At 40.3% G+C, this 16,861-nt stretch carries 18 protein-coding genes; 3 read left to right on the top strand and 15 right to left on the bottom strand.

The annotated features are described in order from the left end of the window. Positions 1–109: 109 nt before the first annotated feature. Positions 110–604: a LysM peptidoglycan-binding domain-containing protein gene (locus E0E32_RS12995; protein WP_235817541.1), complete on the bottom strand. Its 495-nt coding sequence runs from the start codon at positions 602–604 to the stop codon at positions 110–112. Positions 605–927: 323 nt separating this feature from the next. Then, entirely contained in the window at positions 928–2,463 is a 1,536-nt protein-coding gene (locus E0E32_RS12990; protein WP_130859911.1) for a multicopper oxidase family protein, read from the bottom strand. 646 nt (positions 2,464–3,109) lie between these two features. On the opposite strand from E0E32_RS12990, the gene E0E32_RS12985 reads away from it, so the two are divergent. After that, positions 3,110–3,574: an SRPBCC domain-containing protein gene (locus E0E32_RS12985; protein ID WP_066196514.1), complete on the top strand. Its 465-nt coding sequence runs from the start codon at positions 3,110–3,112 to the stop codon at positions 3,572–3,574. A gap of 192 nt (positions 3,575–3,766) precedes the next feature. Here the strand turns inward: E0E32_RS12985 and E0E32_RS12980 are convergent, their stop codons facing one another. The 8 genes from E0E32_RS12980 to E0E32_RS12945 all read right to left on the bottom strand — a co-directional run bounded on the left by E0E32_RS12980 (position 3,767) and on the right by E0E32_RS12945 (position 10,409). Next, a complete protein-coding gene (locus E0E32_RS12980; protein ID WP_130859909.1) occupies positions 3,767–4,321 on the bottom strand; it encodes a PadR family transcriptional regulator in 555 nt (184 codons plus the stop codon). 194 nt (positions 4,322–4,515) lie between these two features. Continuing rightward, positions 4,516–5,793 carry an MFS transporter gene (locus E0E32_RS12975; protein WP_165445030.1) on the bottom strand — a complete coding sequence of 426 codons (1,278 nt, stop codon included), beginning with the start codon at positions 5,791–5,793 and terminating at the stop codon, positions 4,516–4,518. A 29-nt stretch (positions 5,794–5,822) separates the two neighbouring features. After that, positions 5,823–6,035: a hypothetical protein gene (locus tag E0E32_RS12970; RefSeq protein WP_066193375.1), complete on the bottom strand. Its 213-nt coding sequence runs from the start codon at positions 6,033–6,035 to the stop codon at positions 5,823–5,825. Between the two features lie 2 nt (positions 6,036–6,037). Further along, positions 6,038–6,751, bottom strand: a complete 714-nt coding sequence (locus E0E32_RS12965) for an ABC transporter permease (RefSeq protein ID WP_066193373.1) — start codon at positions 6,749–6,751, stop codon at positions 6,038–6,040. Between the two features lies 1 nt (position 6,752). Further along, positions 6,753–7,478 (bottom strand): ABC transporter ATP-binding protein, encoded by a 726-nt coding sequence (locus tag E0E32_RS12960; RefSeq protein WP_286171908.1) that lies wholly within the window; start codon positions 7,476–7,478, stop codon positions 6,753–6,755. A 366-nt stretch (positions 7,479–7,844) separates the two neighbouring features. Next, entirely contained in the window at positions 7,845–8,615 is a 771-nt protein-coding gene (locus E0E32_RS12955) for an ABC transporter permease (protein WP_066193369.1), read from the bottom strand. 6 nt (positions 8,616–8,621) lie between these two features. Next, positions 8,622–9,635: an ATP-binding cassette domain-containing protein gene (locus E0E32_RS12950; RefSeq protein ID WP_207302286.1), complete on the bottom strand. Its 1,014-nt coding sequence runs from the start codon at positions 9,633–9,635 to the stop codon at positions 8,622–8,624. Between the two features lie 39 nt (positions 9,636–9,674). Then, positions 9,675–10,409 carry a MerR family transcriptional regulator gene (locus E0E32_RS12945; protein WP_130859907.1) on the bottom strand — a complete coding sequence of 245 codons (735 nt, stop codon included), beginning with the start codon at positions 10,407–10,409 and terminating at the stop codon, positions 9,675–9,677. A 281-nt stretch (positions 10,410–10,690) separates the two neighbouring features. On the opposite strand from E0E32_RS12945, the gene E0E32_RS12940 reads away from it, so the two are divergent. Beyond that, on the top strand, positions 10,691–11,821 hold the full coding sequence (locus E0E32_RS12940) for an Rpn family recombination-promoting nuclease/putative transposase (protein ID WP_165445029.1): 1,131 nt from the start codon (positions 10,691–10,693) through the stop codon (positions 11,819–11,821). A 183-nt stretch (positions 11,822–12,004) separates the two neighbouring features. Here the strand turns inward: E0E32_RS12940 and wrbA are convergent, their stop codons facing one another. Further along, positions 12,005–12,616 (bottom strand): NAD(P)H:quinone oxidoreductase, encoded by a 612-nt coding sequence (wrbA, locus tag E0E32_RS12935; protein ID WP_066196506.1) that lies wholly within the window; start codon positions 12,614–12,616, stop codon positions 12,005–12,007. Positions 12,617–12,979: 363 nt separating this feature from the next. Then, positions 12,980–13,435 (bottom strand): MarR family winged helix-turn-helix transcriptional regulator, encoded by a 456-nt coding sequence (locus E0E32_RS12930; protein WP_066193364.1) that lies wholly within the window; start codon positions 13,433–13,435, stop codon positions 12,980–12,982. A gap of 242 nt (positions 13,436–13,677) precedes the next feature. Between E0E32_RS12930 and E0E32_RS12925 the strand changes: the two genes are divergently transcribed. Next, entirely contained in the window at positions 13,678–15,048 is a 1,371-nt protein-coding gene (locus tag E0E32_RS12925) for a catalase (RefSeq protein WP_066193362.1), read from the top strand. Positions 15,049–15,236: 188 nt separating this feature from the next. Here E0E32_RS12925 and E0E32_RS12920 read toward each other — a convergent pair whose 3' ends face one another. The 3 genes from E0E32_RS12920 to E0E32_RS12910 form a co-directional block, all read right to left on the bottom strand. Then, positions 15,237–15,962, bottom strand: coding sequence for a hypothetical protein (locus E0E32_RS12920; RefSeq protein WP_165445028.1), 726 nt, complete (start codon positions 15,960–15,962; stop codon positions 15,237–15,239). 54 nt (positions 15,963–16,016) lie between these two features. Continuing rightward, a complete protein-coding gene (locus E0E32_RS12915; RefSeq protein WP_130860199.1) occupies positions 16,017–16,319 on the bottom strand; it encodes a hypothetical protein in 303 nt (100 codons plus the stop codon). Positions 16,320–16,455: 136 nt separating this feature from the next. After that, positions 16,456–16,860 (bottom strand): hypothetical protein, encoded by a 405-nt coding sequence (locus tag E0E32_RS12910; RefSeq protein WP_130859904.1) that lies wholly within the window; start codon positions 16,858–16,860, stop codon positions 16,456–16,458. Between the last annotated feature and the right edge of the window lies 1 nt (position 16,861).

The following is a 16,861-nucleotide window of genomic DNA, read 5'->3' as shown; positions in this document are numbered from 1 at the left end:
TATAATGAAGCTTCATCCTACCATTCGCAAAAAAAGAAAGCACCCAACCTACATACATTCTATAGATCGACTGCTTGTTGTGTTAAATTCCTCCATCTTTCTCTTCGGCTTAATAGGTCCACACTTTCGCTTGCAATTGTTGTACACCAAATTCCAATGCCTCGTCTAAGTCTTCTATATAAATATCTAAATGGCCATTTGTAATCGCACTCCCCCGGTCTTCACACACATACGTTTCATTTAACTCGGGAATATGTATCTTCGTACCAAAAGAAAGAGATGACGGGCACGCAATGGTCCTTCCTTCTTCTACCACTTCACCAGACGCTGTGATACCATAAGCGGGATCACCGGGTTCTTTTCCTGTAGATTCGGGTCCAGCCGTATAAGCTGTAACGGTAAAAGGTGTTCCCGTTTCATCTGGGATGTTTAATGTTTGCCCGGGTACAATAGAAGCAGTATCTGCTATAGATGAATTGGCGGCAATGATTGTATTTACATCTACTTGATAGTCCTGCGCAATACGGTATACCGTATCTCCTGATTGTACTTCATAATGCTTCTCGGCCGCTACTGTCCCTGCGAAGAGTACGAACCCGACCAACGTAAGGATGATTAAAGAAGTATACTTGATAATAACGCCTCCCTCTCTATTATGTAATTACTATCTACCCTACTTTTAAATTTGTAAACTTCTATTCTATTTACTTGATTAACGATCATGCAAATCATGTACCGCATGACTAAATTGTGTTTTTTAATACATCATCCATATAGAAAGGTTTTATTCATCTGTTCGAATAGATGGCGGCTATTTATAATAAAACGATAAAAGAAGCAACGAAATGTGGATGCCCCTTTTATCGTTATTATTCCGTTCTACGTTACCAAGCAATCCGAAACCATTCTAGTTGATCTCCATCAGGGCTACTGTTCGTCGTCTTCCACTATATAAGGACGCATCATATCATAATCTTCATGTTCTAAAATATGACAGTGCCAGACGAATTCCCCGCTATATGGTGCAAACTTTGCAATGACTCTGGTAATATTGGCGGCAGGAACCTCCAATGTATCTTTCCACCCGCGCTGATTGGCGGCTGGTGCTTTAGGTGGGCCTGTAAAGGTGATGTGACCGTCTGCATTATATCGTTCAAGGTCAAATGGCTGATGATCCAATATTTGAAATTGTATTAGATGGATGTGAATCGGATGAGAAAAATTGGTGGTATTGGTAAAAGCCCAAACCTCCGTTGCCCCTAGCTTTGGTTTTTCGGTAACGGGATCATGCCAATGCTTATTGTTTAGCAGCAATAAAGGGCGACCAAATTGGTCTGATGACCCCACTAATTTTAAATAGCGAATGGTAGAAATATTATTTTGTTTTAACGAAGGAATAGTAGATAGATCTGCAGGCAAGAGACTTTGATCTTTATTTTTTAATCCCTTTGTAACACGAAATTGCATGATATGACTGGTGTCATCTTTTGGATCTGCGTCTTGCCCTAAGTTATTTTTCAACAAAATGGACCTGCCCCCTGCTTGCGAGAAATCAATAATGACATCGATTCGTTCGGCGGGATGAAAATGGATTTCTTCCATCCCTACCGCATTTCTGAGTAATCCCCCATCAGAGCCAATTTGCTGGAGGCCTATATTGGGATCAAGCTGTAGTCGATAAGACCTTGTATTGGAAGCATTCAACATTCGAAAACGATATTTTCTAGGTTCCACCTCCAAGTATGGCCATACCTTTCCATTCACTAATATCGTATCACCATTGAAGGCGGGTAGAATAGATGGGTTGGGCAAACTTGCTGCTGCTCCATCAGGCTGTGATGGGTAAAATAACGACCCATCTTCCTGAAAGCTTTTGTCTGTAATCATAAGAGGAACCTCATATTCACCGCTTGGCAGGTTTAATTCTTTCTCTTGCTTATCTCGAAGAATATACATTCCAGCTAGCCCTGCATACACATTCAATCGTGTAATGCCCATCGCATGATCATGGTACCATAAGAGGCTGCTGCGCTGATGATTCGGATACGTGAACGTTTTTCTGGAAAAATTAGGCCCTATTTCGCGAAAACCATTGGTGTACCATGCTTCTGGATGACCATCACTGTCTGGTTTAGTTTCTATTCCATGTAAATGTACGACCGTGCGTACAGCAGGAAGCTGGTTGAGTCCATGAATGGATACATCGACCGGCAGAAGATGTTTATTTGGCAATTGATTAAGCCAGGTGACGTGAACAGGTTCATCACGATTTGCTTCTATTATCGGCCCAGGAAATTGTCCGTTATATCCCCATAAAGAGGTAGCTGGTAAATCACGATGCAACTTACTCTTGAATGGCTTCATCGTCATCTCATAATGAACGCCGTCCTTCGTTTTTTTCATCGGTTGGAGACGCTTCATTCTTGGAAGTGGATCGACATATTTTTCTAGTTGATAACGCATTTGTATGCACCCCATTTCTTTCCTTAACATAGTAAATGTAACTACAGGCCAAAGGGGAAAGGCAAATGTACGGTATCAACTAAATTCCTTATTGCGTTTGTCCAATCAAAACCAGAAAGATATTCCTGACCGTTCGGTGAACTAAGTATCCGATCGTTGAAATAGGTTATGAAAAAACGAAGATTGATAAAGAGCGAACAAACCAAGTAAGTTTCCGATTCCGAGCACTTCTATCGCTCCAAGCCAATGTAAGGAAGTATTAGCCGAATAAGTTAAAGTGGCGATCAAGTGATGGGCACCCAATAAGCCACCTCATACAGTCGCCAAAAAAGCAAGTATTTGAGCATATTGGATGTTTTTTAAATCTGTGTCACCATAGTAGCCAGGCCCACTCCAATATCCCATAAAGCAATTTCTCTTTTGGACCCGTTAATAGGTAAGCCTCCTATTACGCATTTGATGGATGAGTATAAGAGCCGGAAACTAATAAGGCGTTGTCTTTTGAACACACAAAAACAAAACGTATAAAAGGCTCATTCGTCTAGTCGATAACTAATTTCCTTAAGTTTTAGCAATCGAAAAGAAATCTAGACATTCACTATTTGCTATACTTAGAATGGACCAACTCTAGAAGGGAGTGAATATGATGCGTAATAGAAGAACAGATTCTGCTTCCAGAGTCATTCATTCATCTATCCAAACTATTTATCAGGCCTTTCTAAATCCGGAGGCGCTGATCTCATGGCTTCCTCCACAGGGTATGACAGGTACTATCGGCAAGTTTGATCCTGTAGAGGGAGGATTTTTCAACATAACTCTTACTTATGAAGAGGCTACCTCTATACATGGTAAGTCATCGGAAAACACAGATGCCATACAAGGTAAGTTTTTAGAACTAGTTCCGAATAAACGGATTGTGCAAGCGATCCTATTTGCTTCGGATGATCCAGCCTTTTCAGGTGAAATGATCCAAAGCTGGGTATTGGAACCTGTTTCAAATGGTACAAAAGTTACGGTTGTTTGTGAGAATGTACCGGAAGGAGTGACAAAGGAAGACCATGATGTTGGTTTAAACTCCACATTAGAAAACCTTGCAACCTTTACAGAATGATCAACTTGCTCTTTTATTCATACCAAACAAAAAGCATCTATCCATCATAGATGCTTTCCATATCTTATAACTTTTCATTGGCTCTGCCTTTTAACCACGTCATTCCGGCAAAAAATAGCATATACACTAATACCATCAGTCCGATGCAACATAGTTTGATTGGTAAACTGAATCACTCAGAGACCGCCCCACTTAGAGAGAGAATGACGAATCGTCTGATTGCAAATAGGCCAAAGCTTTTTCAACGAAATCCTGTTGCTGCCTAATAGTGGCGAACATATGATCAAAAACCAATTGTACCATAGGAGGAATCGCACCTTCCGTGGCTTCACGCTTTTCCTCCCATCCCATTTGAACACTTGTATATTCTTTTTCCAAATGGATTTGTTGTTGTTCCAATGCTTGTCGCGCTTCTTCAACAGGTAACTTATCAAAAAAAGAGATGCCTGCATATAAAGACGACGGATAGGAGATAGAAGGATTGGTTAATGCATCACGAATCAACTCTTGAAGGTGCTCTTTACCCTTTTCTGTGATTCGATAGGTGAATTTTTGCCGGTGACCTGTTTGCTCCACCCGGTCTATCATAATATAGCCGTCTTTCTCTAATTTTTTAAGTGCATGATAAATCGAACCAATGAGTACACCGCCCCACCTTTCTGCGTCAGTCATTCGCAATGCCTGTTGAATATCATAACCAGACATTGGCTTTATGTCCAACATGCAGAGAACCAGCAACCTTGTCATCAACATCACATCCTTTACTTAATGTTGAGTATTATATAATGAATATATGTAGAAGTCAAAAAATGCTCTTTTTTTGTTGCGATTTGGTTTGGGATAAAAGCACAAAAACGTGTGACAAACAAGTCTTTGCTCGCTTTATTTCCTGATAGTACCTCGTTTGAAAATAAGACACCCTCACTTATGTAGGTGAAACATTATCTTATGCTCCATGAGTCCGGCGTTAGTTCTTCTATCGCAGGAACATTTCGCATCGTTTTACTAAATCGCCAAATCACACCTACGCTAAACATCCATATACCTCCTACAAGAATAATGAACACACTTGATGTAATAGCTCCTATAGCGCCGCCAAGCAAAGCGCCTATCGGTGCAATACCTGCAGATATACCTAATACCGCTGCCATCACACGACCTAATTTATCTTCCGAGATAGAAGACTGAATAATCACTTGTGACGTGACATTTATAATCCCTGCTGGAAGCCAAGCTAAACCAAACAATATAATAGACATCCAAGGAGTAGTAATGAAGGCAAGGATAATCATGCAAATTCCTTTTAGAGCTATGATTATCGTATATAATCTCCCGACTCGAACTTTCTGAAGTTGGAAGACGGATACAAGTCCTGCACCTGCAATCATTCCGATCCCCGCTGCAGACAAAAAGAATCCATAGTAGGAAGCTCCGCCTTGTGCAGCACTAAATGCAGGAAGAATGGCAAACATTGCAGAGCCTGCCAAATTTACAAATAGAACACCTCCGAGCAGCCACATAAAAAATGGATGCAAGAGCGTTTGTATGCCTTCCTTTAATTGAATGTAATAGCCTGAGACCAGCTCTTTTATCGTCTTCTTTTGAGAATCTGACGTTCTAGAAAGTGATGTAAAAGGAAAACGAAGAGCTAAAAACATAAGTCCCGATAATATAAACATAAAACTGTTAATATACAAGATGGTAACAGCTCCGATCAAGACCAGCAGTAAACCAGCAATGGCATCAAAGAGCGCCTCCGTTCCTTGATACGCAACCGCAAAAAGGGAATTTCCTTTTGTTAGCTGGTCTTTCTTTAGAATTTTTGGCAGGAGCGATAATTGAGCTGGGTACAGAAATTGATTGCATAAAGCAATCATCGGCATGATGATGAGCACGGCCGTAATCGTTAAAAATCCAAACAGATCCGCCATAGGAATGACAAGCAGAAGTAATACTTGTAACATTTGCGTATAAACCAACAATTTTTTTATGTGGAATTGATCGATCACAGGGCCAAGTATCACTTGCAAAAGTGCAGGTGCCTGGGTGAGAAAAAGTGCCAGCCCTGTATAAAAACTAGAACCACCTAATTCATACACTAGCCACATGGCGGCAACTGCATACAAGCTGCTGCCGATATTGGAAAGACACCGCCCTATTAACAGGACAACAAAATTAAAGTTACTCCATATTCTATTGCGATTATTCTTTTCCTTCAAAATAACACTCCTTCGTCACATGCAAATGATCATAGCTGCATTAAATTGCTGATGATGGCAAGAATACCAATACCGATACATAGGATCCAGGTTGTTTTCAAGTGTTTTTTGGATGATTTTTTCAAGCAGAATATCATACCTAAGACAATCAGCACCATACCTATTATCATACTAAATATTGTAAGCTGAGGAGCGATCACGCCTAAAGCATTGTCTATATTGTTTTCGATTTTTTCTTCCATGGTTATCCGGCCTCCATTTGATTAATTTTCTTTGCTAACATGCCGACTACAAAGACTCCACCTAAGATGGCCAAGATCATAGCGAGAATAATCGGTGTGTCTGATGTGCTTAAGGTCCCAGCGACGATATTGCAAAAAATAGAGCTAAGCAGAATAGCAGAAATAATAGTTGTCGGAACCGATCGCTGGATGAATCCAATCCCCATGGCAATGATACTTAAGCTTGCAGCAGCAATGGCCAGCACAATGGTAGTTTTTATGGCTTTGGTGATAAAGGCAACTGTCATCCTTTCATCGACTATTGGAGAGATCGTTTCACTTAATCCAAAAATACTGAAAATAAGGATACTGCTAATCAGCATCGTTATCATGGTAAATAACGAAATAACCAGCACCTTGGAAAAGAATACCTTTCCTCTTTTGACAGGGTACGAAAAAAGACGTATCACTCGTTTTCCTGTATATTCGTCAATCACGAAACGTGTATACATAACGGATGCTAATATACAAAAGACTGTCATATGGATGACACCAAATAAAGAGATAATGTTTTGGTAACCAACAAACAAGTGTAAATCGGCATCATTGGGATCAAATTGCGGTACATAAGCAAATAGATAAATAAAAGCCAGCATCACCATAGTAAGAACCAAAGCCGCAATGAGGTAGGTGTTTATATGATGTTTTCTTAATTCCAGTTTCATTAAAGCAACCATGTTACTTACCCCCACTCATTAAATCAAAAAAATATGGTTCTAAGCCATTGGGAAATTGTTGTTGGATAGAAGATAAAGGAACTTCCTCGATGATCTGACCATCGACAATCACACCAATTTCATCGGCTACCTGCTCCATTTCACTTAATATATGACTGGATATCAGGATGGTCATCTGTTCGTTGATAACAAGATCCAAAAAGAGCTCTCGCATTTCTCGAATACCTACCGGATCCAGCCCGTTTACTGGTTCGTCTAAGATCAACAATCTGGGCTGGTGAATAATGGCCCTTGCAATTGCTAAGCGCTGCCGCATACCTAGTGAAAATTCCGAAACAGGCTGAGCTCCTGTATGAGGGAGTCCAACTTTGGATAAAACAGAAGCGATATCCCCATGATCCTTTGCCATATAAGCTAGATGTATCTTGAGATTTTCTGTTGCGGATAAGTGCTCATAAAATAATGGTGTTTCAATTAATGTACCAATCTTCGCTAAAATCGAATGGCGCTGCGAGCTAACCTCTTTCCCTAAAACATATACTTCACCCATGGTTGGCGTCAGTAACCCGGACAAGAGCTTGAATACCGTCGTCTTCCCTGCTCCGTTTGCCCCCAAAAAGCCATAGATGGTACCTTCTGTCACATGCATATCACACTGCTTGATCACTTCCTTTCCAGAAAAGGTTTTTGTCAGATTTTCTACCTCTACCACGTACGATTTACTCAATGTTCATTCCTCCTCTAATATAACGTTTGCAATCTATATATTACGACATACGCCGCTGCCAATAACTTCATCATGTACTGTAAAAATGGTAACCGCCTTTCTATCTTTTCGCGTCTCCTTGAAATATCGAACAATTACTGTATTTTCAACCATTACCTGTGCTGCGCATTATTTTTTAAATAAACGAATCACTTCCTATACTATAAAAATACCAACCGGTCGGTTTTATTTAGTATAGACGTTCCCGTTTTGCTTGTCAACTTCTAATAGAGCATGAAAAAACCTAACTGATTAAAAACAGTTAGGTTTAGATACGTGATGACCATACTATCCATTTTTTCAGGACCACCCTTATCACATTCCATTTTATACAGAACGCTGATAACGGTAAAAAGCATAAGTAGCTAAACCAAGGGCAACAACTGTGAAAATAATTAAATATCCGACAGGAATCCAGATACTACCATTAATACTCATCGTTAATGCTCCTCGACTTGCTTCGATTGCCCAATTTACTGGGTTGAAACCAGCTAAGGTTTGTACCCAGTTTGGCACCAGCTGTAAAGGCATAAACAAGCCTGAGATAAATAAGAGAGGCATCGTCGAAAAAGCGACAATAGAGGTTAATCCTTCTTCTTGGCGAATGATAATAGCAAACGCGATGGATAATGCGCCAAAGGAAACGCCAAGTAAGACACTACATAAAAGAAGGATGGCAATGCCGCTGAGACCTCCTTCAAAACGAGCGCCCATAACAAATGCCAGACCAATCATCATACTTGCTTGCACCATCAACGTGACAACATGTTGGGAAAGGAAACCAATGATAATGGATGAACGGTGAATCGGCGTAACAAGAAAACGCTGCAGTACTCCTTGTCTATAATCAGAAAGGATACCCATGCCAGCATAACTTCCTGCCGTCAGCGTACTCATCACTACAATCCCCGGACTAAGAAAATCAATATAAGCATCTGCTTCAAATCCTGGAAGCTGTACAACGTTGGTAAATATCGAACTGAACAAAAGCATATAAAGAATTGGCTGTATAAGATTGATGGCGATAATAAATGGGGAACGAGCAATTTGCCGCAGATTGCGCATCATCATATACCAAGAATCTATCATTATATTCATCTTGGGTTATACCTCCTCATTTTCAGCAAATATTCGCCCGGTATGACGTAAATACACATCATCTAGCGATGGACGAGAAATAGTTGCTGACTGTACTTCTATATTTGCTGATTTAATAGCATTGATCAATGTGGGTAGTTGTTCCGCACCGCGATTCGTACGAACATATAAGGTGGATGCCTCAACGATTATTTCATCTAGGCCCGAAATATCTTGTAAAATCGTTGTCGCTCGTGACTCTGTTATTGTCTCTGTTATCTCCATATGTACGACGTCACCATTTAATTCTGCTTTTAACTCTCCCGCTGTTCCTTGTTTGACAACCTTCCCCTGATCGATAATGGCCATGCGGTTACAGAGTTGATCCGCTTCTTCCAAATAATGCGTGGTTAACAACACTGTTAAACCTTCTTCCTCAGCTAAGTGATGAATCATCTTCCATAGGGACGTGCGTGCTTCTGGATCTAGTCCAGTCGTTGGTTCATCGAGAAACAATAGTTGTGGACGATGAATCAGTCCCATAGCCAAATCCAGTTTGCGCTGCATACCACCCGAATAGGTCTTTGTCAGGCGATCCGCAGCCTCTATCAAATTAAATTGTGTCAATAATTGTCCAACCCTTTCACGCAATCTGAGCCCTCTTAATCCATATAAACGTCCTTGCAGCATCAGATTTTCACGACCTGTACTCTCTCCATCTACTCCAGATTGTTGAGCTACGTATCCAAATAGATGGCGAGCCTTTTTGGGATACTGGGTAGCATCGATATTATAAAGCCGAATCTTTCCTTGACTTGGCCGTGATAATGTGGTCATTATTTTTACTGCAGTCGATTTTCCCGCACCATTTGGGCCTATTAATCCAAAAATCTCCCCTCGGTTAATAGAGAAAGTCAAACCATTAAGAGCAAGGACATCTGGATTATACCTTTTCGTCAGTGCTTGCACTTCTATTGCCAAGCTTTTATCGGAAGCAATGTGGTACTTCTTTTTATATTGATTTTGCGCCGTTTTCTTCACTTGATCGTCTCCCCCCACTCCTTGAACTCGTCATTATGATTACCCTTTTCGCTCATTCATGATACGAACAGCTCGTTCCATAAACGTCACTACCTCTTCATCCATGGGATATAATTCAACCTCTCCGGAATGATTTCGGATTACATCCCACATCTTTTCTTGTAACTGATGATTATCCCCAAACATCGCATGAACTTTATTCATCCACTGTTCCGCTAATCTTTGTGCCTTTTCCGACCCAGGGTGTTCGTGTGAAATGGCACGTACATTACGAATAATACAAGCCCATTCCTGAATATCGTCTTTATCTCTTTCTACTTGTAATTGCATAATCATCTCTTGTTCTTGTTCACTTAGATATTTCTGATATAGTTGGTTAACGGCATCTTGATCGCGTTGAAACAAGTGAATAATGTCGAAGATAAGGGGCCATTTAAGCTCATCTTCCATTTGAACAGAGTGCAGCACTCCCCTTAACGCTTGTTCTAGTGCCTGTAACTGCCTCTGTTGCTGCTTCACCATCTCCAACTGTTGTTCCAGTGATTGCTCCCACGTTGCTGCTGGATTATCCAAGTTTTCTTTGATTAGTTCCAGCGAAAAACCCATATATTTCAAGGCTAATATTTGCTGTAACCGTAATACATCCTGGTCATCGTATAGACGATGGCCTCCCTCCGTTGCAGAAGATGGCTGAAGTAATTGGACCTCGTCATAGTAATCCAGTGTACGAACGGTCACACCGGTTTTTTTGGATAATTGGCCGATGGAATACATAACATCTGCTCCTTTCCGTTTATCTTGCAATTTAAGTATAAAACATCACGTCACGTGTGATTCAAGGGAAAATTCTATACCTGCTGCTGTACTTTCTTGAAAAAAAGCAACATCCCATTTTGAAGGTGTTCACCTCAGCAAAAATCATCAAATAGCCAGGCACTATTCCGATTATCTCCCCTCTACACCTCATGAAAATCTACTTTTACCGTTTTGCCTTGCCCGCCATAAAGCGATAAGATGAAAACAAATTTATGCTAACGAAAGGATGTGGTATACTAATGTTAACCGCAGTAAAAGAAGATACCCATGATTATCGCTCGACACCTCCGGATTATGATGGCCTATGGAAAAACATTATTCAAGAACTGTTTCAAGCATTTATGGCCTTTTTTGCGCCCGATTTGTATCCGGACATTGATTTTGACAAAGGCATCGACTTTGAAGGTACAGAGCTTCTCCCGCATATTTTGAGACAGGCAAAAGGGAAAAGATATACGGATAAGCTAGCCAAAGTAACACTAAAAAACGGGGAAAATCAATACGTCCATATCCATATTGAAGTGCAGGCAGTTGGGAATAAAAAATTTGCCCGACGCATGTTTCAATATTTTTACCGCATCTACGAAAACCATACAGAACCGATTTATGCCATCGCACTGTTAACGGATGCCAGCGAAGCAAACTATGAAGATCAGTTTCATGATGCCTTTTATGGCACGGAAATCACGTATCGTTACAACACCTATCACTTTTACGGGAAAGACGAAGAAGAACTGAAACAATCGCCGAACCCCTTCGCATTAGTGGTGCTTGCCGGTATCTATGCCAGTAAAAAAATCAAAATAAAAGATGAACACAAAAAGAGTAAGGAACAAAAGAAGCAAGAACGCGAGGAAACCAAGTTTGATCATAAGAAGATACTGGTCGACCTAGCCTACGAAAAATATCGGCATCATCCCATGTATCTTTCTGCCTTATTGTATTTTATTGATTATATCATGAAGCTACCAGACGAATTACAGGAACAATTTTACGAATCATTACCCATCATCCAAAACGAGAAGGAGGGCAAAAACATTATGGGAATGGAAAAATTAAGAGACACCCCGACGTTTGGCCGATTGATTAGAGAGATTGAAGAAGCAGCTACAAAACAAGGATTGGAACGTGGGATGGAGCAAGGCATGGAACAAGGCATGGAGCAAGGCATGGAACGTGGGATGGAACAAGGGATGGAGCGCGGGAGAGAAGTAGGACGAGAAGAAGGCAAAATGGAAGGCATCGAAGAAGCGGAACGTAATGTTGCCAAAAAGCTGATAGGTCGGGACTATTCAGATGAAGAAATATTGGAATTAACCAGTCTGGAATTGGAAGAAATAATGAAGCTTCGGAAATCACTTGAGCATTAATGTCAAAACAAGTAAGTTTACTATTATGACGTAAGAGCAGGCTGAAGATATTGCCTTTACTGGCATTACGATGAAGATTATTCTTGTTCATTATATCAATGTTAAACTTTAACAGAACCATTAAAAAGAACCAGGAGAAATCCCGGTTCTTGCGCCTTACGTAATAGATCATAGTGAAAGTGGTTATTGATTCCCTTTTTTAACCCATTCTGCTGTAGTAATGGTACGCTGTGCTTGATGTTTAACAGCTTCCTCTACTTTTTCCACCATTTTTCCATCTTGACCAACGGTAACACTTGTACCATAAGGATTACCACCAGCTGCAAATAAAGCCTGATCGGAATAACCTGGAGGGACAATAATAGCTCCCCAATGCATCATACTCGTGTAAAGAGATAAAATGGTTGCTTCTTGACCGCCATGAGGGTTTTGCGCTGATGACATGGCACTTACTACTTTATTAATTGTTTTTCCTTCTCCCCAAATACCGCCTTGAATATCCAAGAATTGCTTCATTTGAGAAGGCATATTTCCAAAACGTGTAGGAACACTGAAAATGATGGCATCTGCCCACTCAATATCTGCTGAAGAAGCTACTGGAACATCCTTTGTTGCTTCCACTGTTGCTTTCCATACCGGATTTCCCTCAATTACGGATTCTGGAGCTAATTCCTCCACTTTTAATAATCTTGCTTCCGCACCATTAGCTTCAGCTGCTTCCACTGCCCATTTCGCCATTTGATAGTTTGTACCACCCATACTATAATAAATAACTGCTACTTTTGCATTTGACATATTTTCCATCTCCCTTGATTCATTTGACCTTCCAAATAGTTTATTTAAAAACCCCATCTTTATCCCCCTTTTAGAGGTTGTTCAAAAATCCAACAAAATGAACGCACCGAGTCTCTGTGTTGTCAAACAAGGAACTTCTTGGTCCTTTTTATCAAATTTTTTGAATACGAACTTTTAATAAAATGCGTCCGGCAACACCGTCTTTTTGAAGCTTTACCTATTATTTGTCAAAAACGTTTATTTATCCTTTCCAATAGTCCGGTTATTTAAATCAGCTAGATTCAGCCTTAAGTTTTTGAAAATAACATACTTTATTTATTATGAATTAATATATTTTGAATTCGAGATAATTGGATAAAAAAATCACCATCGTTGTGCGTAATAACCCAACTTTTTTAACTGTTCAATCATTCCTTTCTTTTCTTCTGTATCTAAACCTGCACATATTTCCTTTATGGCCGATTGATGCTTTGGAAAGACTTGATCCATCCATGCTGTTCCTTCCGCTGTTATGGCTGCATAAGTGATGCGTCGGTCGTCCGGGCATGGTTTTCTTTTTAACAACCTTTTCTTTTCTAATTTATCGACTACATACGTGATACTACTGCTAGCAATCAATACCTTTTGACTGATTTTCTGAATAGGCTGTTCACCTTTATGATAAATGAGCTCAAGAACACCAAATTCGGTTGGGTTTAACCCTAAAGATCTTATTTTTTCTTCTGCCCGTTTTTGAAGTGCATCTAGCGCTCGGTTCAAGACAACAAATAACTTCAAAGATAATTCTTCTTCTTGTGCGATTTTTTCGTTTTCAATCATTTTTATCCTTCTCTCTAAATATCTTGAATTCATATATCTTTAACTCGAGATAAATTATATATCGACTATCTATTTTTGTCAACCATTTGATTTAACATAAAATGTCGCGAGATGTTTAGACTTACTCCCATTATGCCATCAATCTTTTCGTTCCTTCGATTGTTCTTTGCACATCATGCATATTGAAACAAGCCTCATTCATAACCATAGAATGTAGATCATTTTTTTACGAGGAGGTAGCAATGAACGATAATAAAGAGAGAAATATTCCCAATTCTCAAAAAGCAAAAGAAAACAAGCAATTGGATCACTCCGCTCCATTTTTTGCACAAACGATTGGCAAGAATGGTCCTATCCTGGAGCAAGATAACATATTGCATGAAAAGTTGGAAACGTTTGTTCACGAAAAAATTGTGGAGCGCCCTTTACATGTAAAAGGATTTGGTGCCTTTGGCTATTTTGAAACATTGCATGACATGAGTGAATATACCAAACTGCCTTTTCTTCAACAGGCTGGGCAAACCGTTCCTGTTGCTGTTCGTTTTTCACTCGGGGCTAGCAATAAAGGTACACCAGATACCTCACGAAACATTCGTGGATTTTCAACCAAATTTTATACAGACGACGGAATCTTTGATTTGATTTGCAACCATATCCCGGTCTTTTTGTTACGTGATCCAATGCGTTTTCCAGAAAGTATCGCAGCATTATCACCATCACCGCGGAACAATTTAATGGACCCAAATCTGCTTTGGAAATTTGTCGCCCGTAATCCCGAATCTATTCATTTTATCGTCCGTCTTTATTCTGATCACGGTACGGTTAAAAGCTTGCGGCGAATTCCCGGTCACAGTGTCAGTACGTATGTATGGCGAAATTTGGAAGGGAAACGTCACTACATTAAATACCTGTGGATGCCATTTGACGGTGTCGAATACATCACAAGTGAGGAAGCCGAAAAAATTGCAGCAATCAATCCTGATTACGCCGGTGAAGATCTCTTCCAAACGATTGCAAGTGGGAAGTCCGTGCAATACGGTTTATACGTGCAGGTGATGGATCCGCGGGAGGCAGAACAACTTCTATTCAACCCGCTTGACGACACCAAGGTGTGGGATGAAAAGAAGTACCCCTTACATCCTGTCGGAAAAATGGTACTGAACCGCAATCCAGAAAACTATATGGAGCAAGTCGAGAAGATTGCCTTCTCTCCATCGAACTTATTGGATGGGGCAGAGTTGTCGGATGATAAGATTCTACAAGGACGAGCGAATGTATACTGGGATTCACAGCGTTATCGTATCGGCCCAGGATTCCGTAAGGTGCCGGTGAATGCGCAAAAGTATTGGCGCCCAAGCGATTTACAGACTAGTGGTGAAGGCAGATATGTGGAAGGTAAACTCGTGCGCGCGGACATCGCAAAACAAGATGATTTTTCACAAGCAGGGGATTTCTATCAATCGTTATCACAAGTAGGAAAATCCCATCTTATCTCCAATCTTGTCACGGCATTGAGTGGAGTACAGCGTAATTTACAGGTCAAGGTGCTCGAATACCTTTCGCTTGCTTCTCAGGATCTCGGTGAACATGTCTCGGAAGGCTTGCAAGGATGAAAATTACTACTGAAGCGCAGATCTAGGGCTGAAAACGAAGGATGGGAGGAACAAAATTTAGTTTGTCGCCGTTTGGTAACGACTTTGGTGTACTTACCTATGCCATCCAACTGGCATTACGAATTGGGATACAAGAAAACAACAGCTATCTATTAGAGCTGTTGTTTTCTCAACTGCATTTCGCTTTCTCATTGTTTGCTAGTCTCTTTAGAAGACGTTGTATCATTTCGCTGCATCATACTCCACTTACTACCAAATAAGTGCATGCTTTTTTCTAGCTTTTTGATGATTTCATCTGCTCTTTCATAAATAATACCCCTTAAATCATGCACTTGCCGCATCAATTTCTCCAGCCATGCCTCATGCTTATCGAGCCTTTCATGCAGTTTAGTAAACGCTTCTTCTCGTTGTTTTGTTTGATGATAGATTTCATCCAGTTTATTCTGCTGTTTTTCTGCATTATTTTTGTTCTCTCGTTCGATTTTTTCAAGCTTAGCCTGCATTAATATTTGATTATCCTTGAAGTCTTTCGCTTCTTGTTTTGCCATTTCTTGTGTGGCAAGAACATCGAGCCATTGTTTGTTTTTAGCTTCGGCATGGTCATCCAGCAAATCTAAGCGATGAACTATTTTTTCTTGCAGCTGTTGGTTATGCTTTTTATTTTTGTCTATCTCTTTTAAGCTTTTCTCCATACGTTTCAACTGCTGTTTTTTTGCGTACACTTCTCGCTGGAGACCTCGTAACAATTCTGCAGACTCTCGCTGCATTTCCAACTGCTTTCGCTCTTGTTCACTAGCATGTTTATACGTAAATATTTCCTGATTGGACGAAGCGCCTTGTATCTTTTCCGCATAAATAGGCTTTTGCTGATTCAGATACACCATTTTCATCACCTCTAACATCAGCTTATGCACAGAGGGACAAAAGTTTACGACAAAGGAGGATCAAAAACCTCATTTCCCATCGCTTTACCTCTTAGCAGGATAGATTGTACTTTCCGTTCGAGCTTTAAATGCCTCGACAAACGATTGTGGTGAAGATTTAATAATATAAGAATAGACCCCTTGAAGTGTGTGTAGATAAAGCAAACCTCTGTCTCCAGAAAAACGATAGGACATATCCAGAACGTTCTCGATGGGAAATTCCCGATATTTAGTAACAATCTTGTCTGGATAAAGGTATAAATAACGCTGTTCTTCTACATCCTTTTGTTCTAATGAACGAACCTGACGAACAATTTTTACGTATGGTTGTTGCGCAATAATTTGCATAGCTCCCTCCCGTTGATTCACGAGGTCCATCTCCCTAAATGTTATAGTGAGATGGACGGATAGTTACTTTATGGTAACATAACCCGCCATCGTTACGCATCTTATACTAATTTAAATTTTGAGAACGGCCTACCTTTTAAACCTCGTTATTTCTGTTATCATACCAATTAAGAGGATTCATCCATTCAATATTTCTTATTTCCTCTAGGGTACAACTAGTTACCCGGCCATCTTTTAAACATAGATATATCTGATTTTCAGCGTACCCAGCAACTTTGCACTCTACATCTTTATAATAATTGCCATCTCGAATCGTGTTAGCTTGAATCAAAACAGGTGATTTCGTTGCAAAAGCTTGCTGCAATACCATGGCTACTTCCTCTTCTGTCATCATTTCTTTCGCTTTCACTTCTAGCTTGTTTTTCTCTTTCTTTAGCGCCTCTGAGTGATCGGACAGCATCATGCCGAGCCACTTCACAATACCTCTGTCTCTATAGCCCAATTGTTCCGGAGTGATGCGTGTGATCGATGTCGGTTCCATA

The sequence above is a fragment of the Gracilibacillus phocaeensis genome, from assembly GCF_900626275.1.
Taxonomy (GTDB): domain Bacteria; phylum Bacillota; class Bacilli; order Bacillales; family Amphibacillaceae; genus Gracilibacillus; species Gracilibacillus timonensis.
Note: the sequence above shows the minus strand (reverse complement) of the source record. Positions and strands in the feature narration are given on the sequence as shown.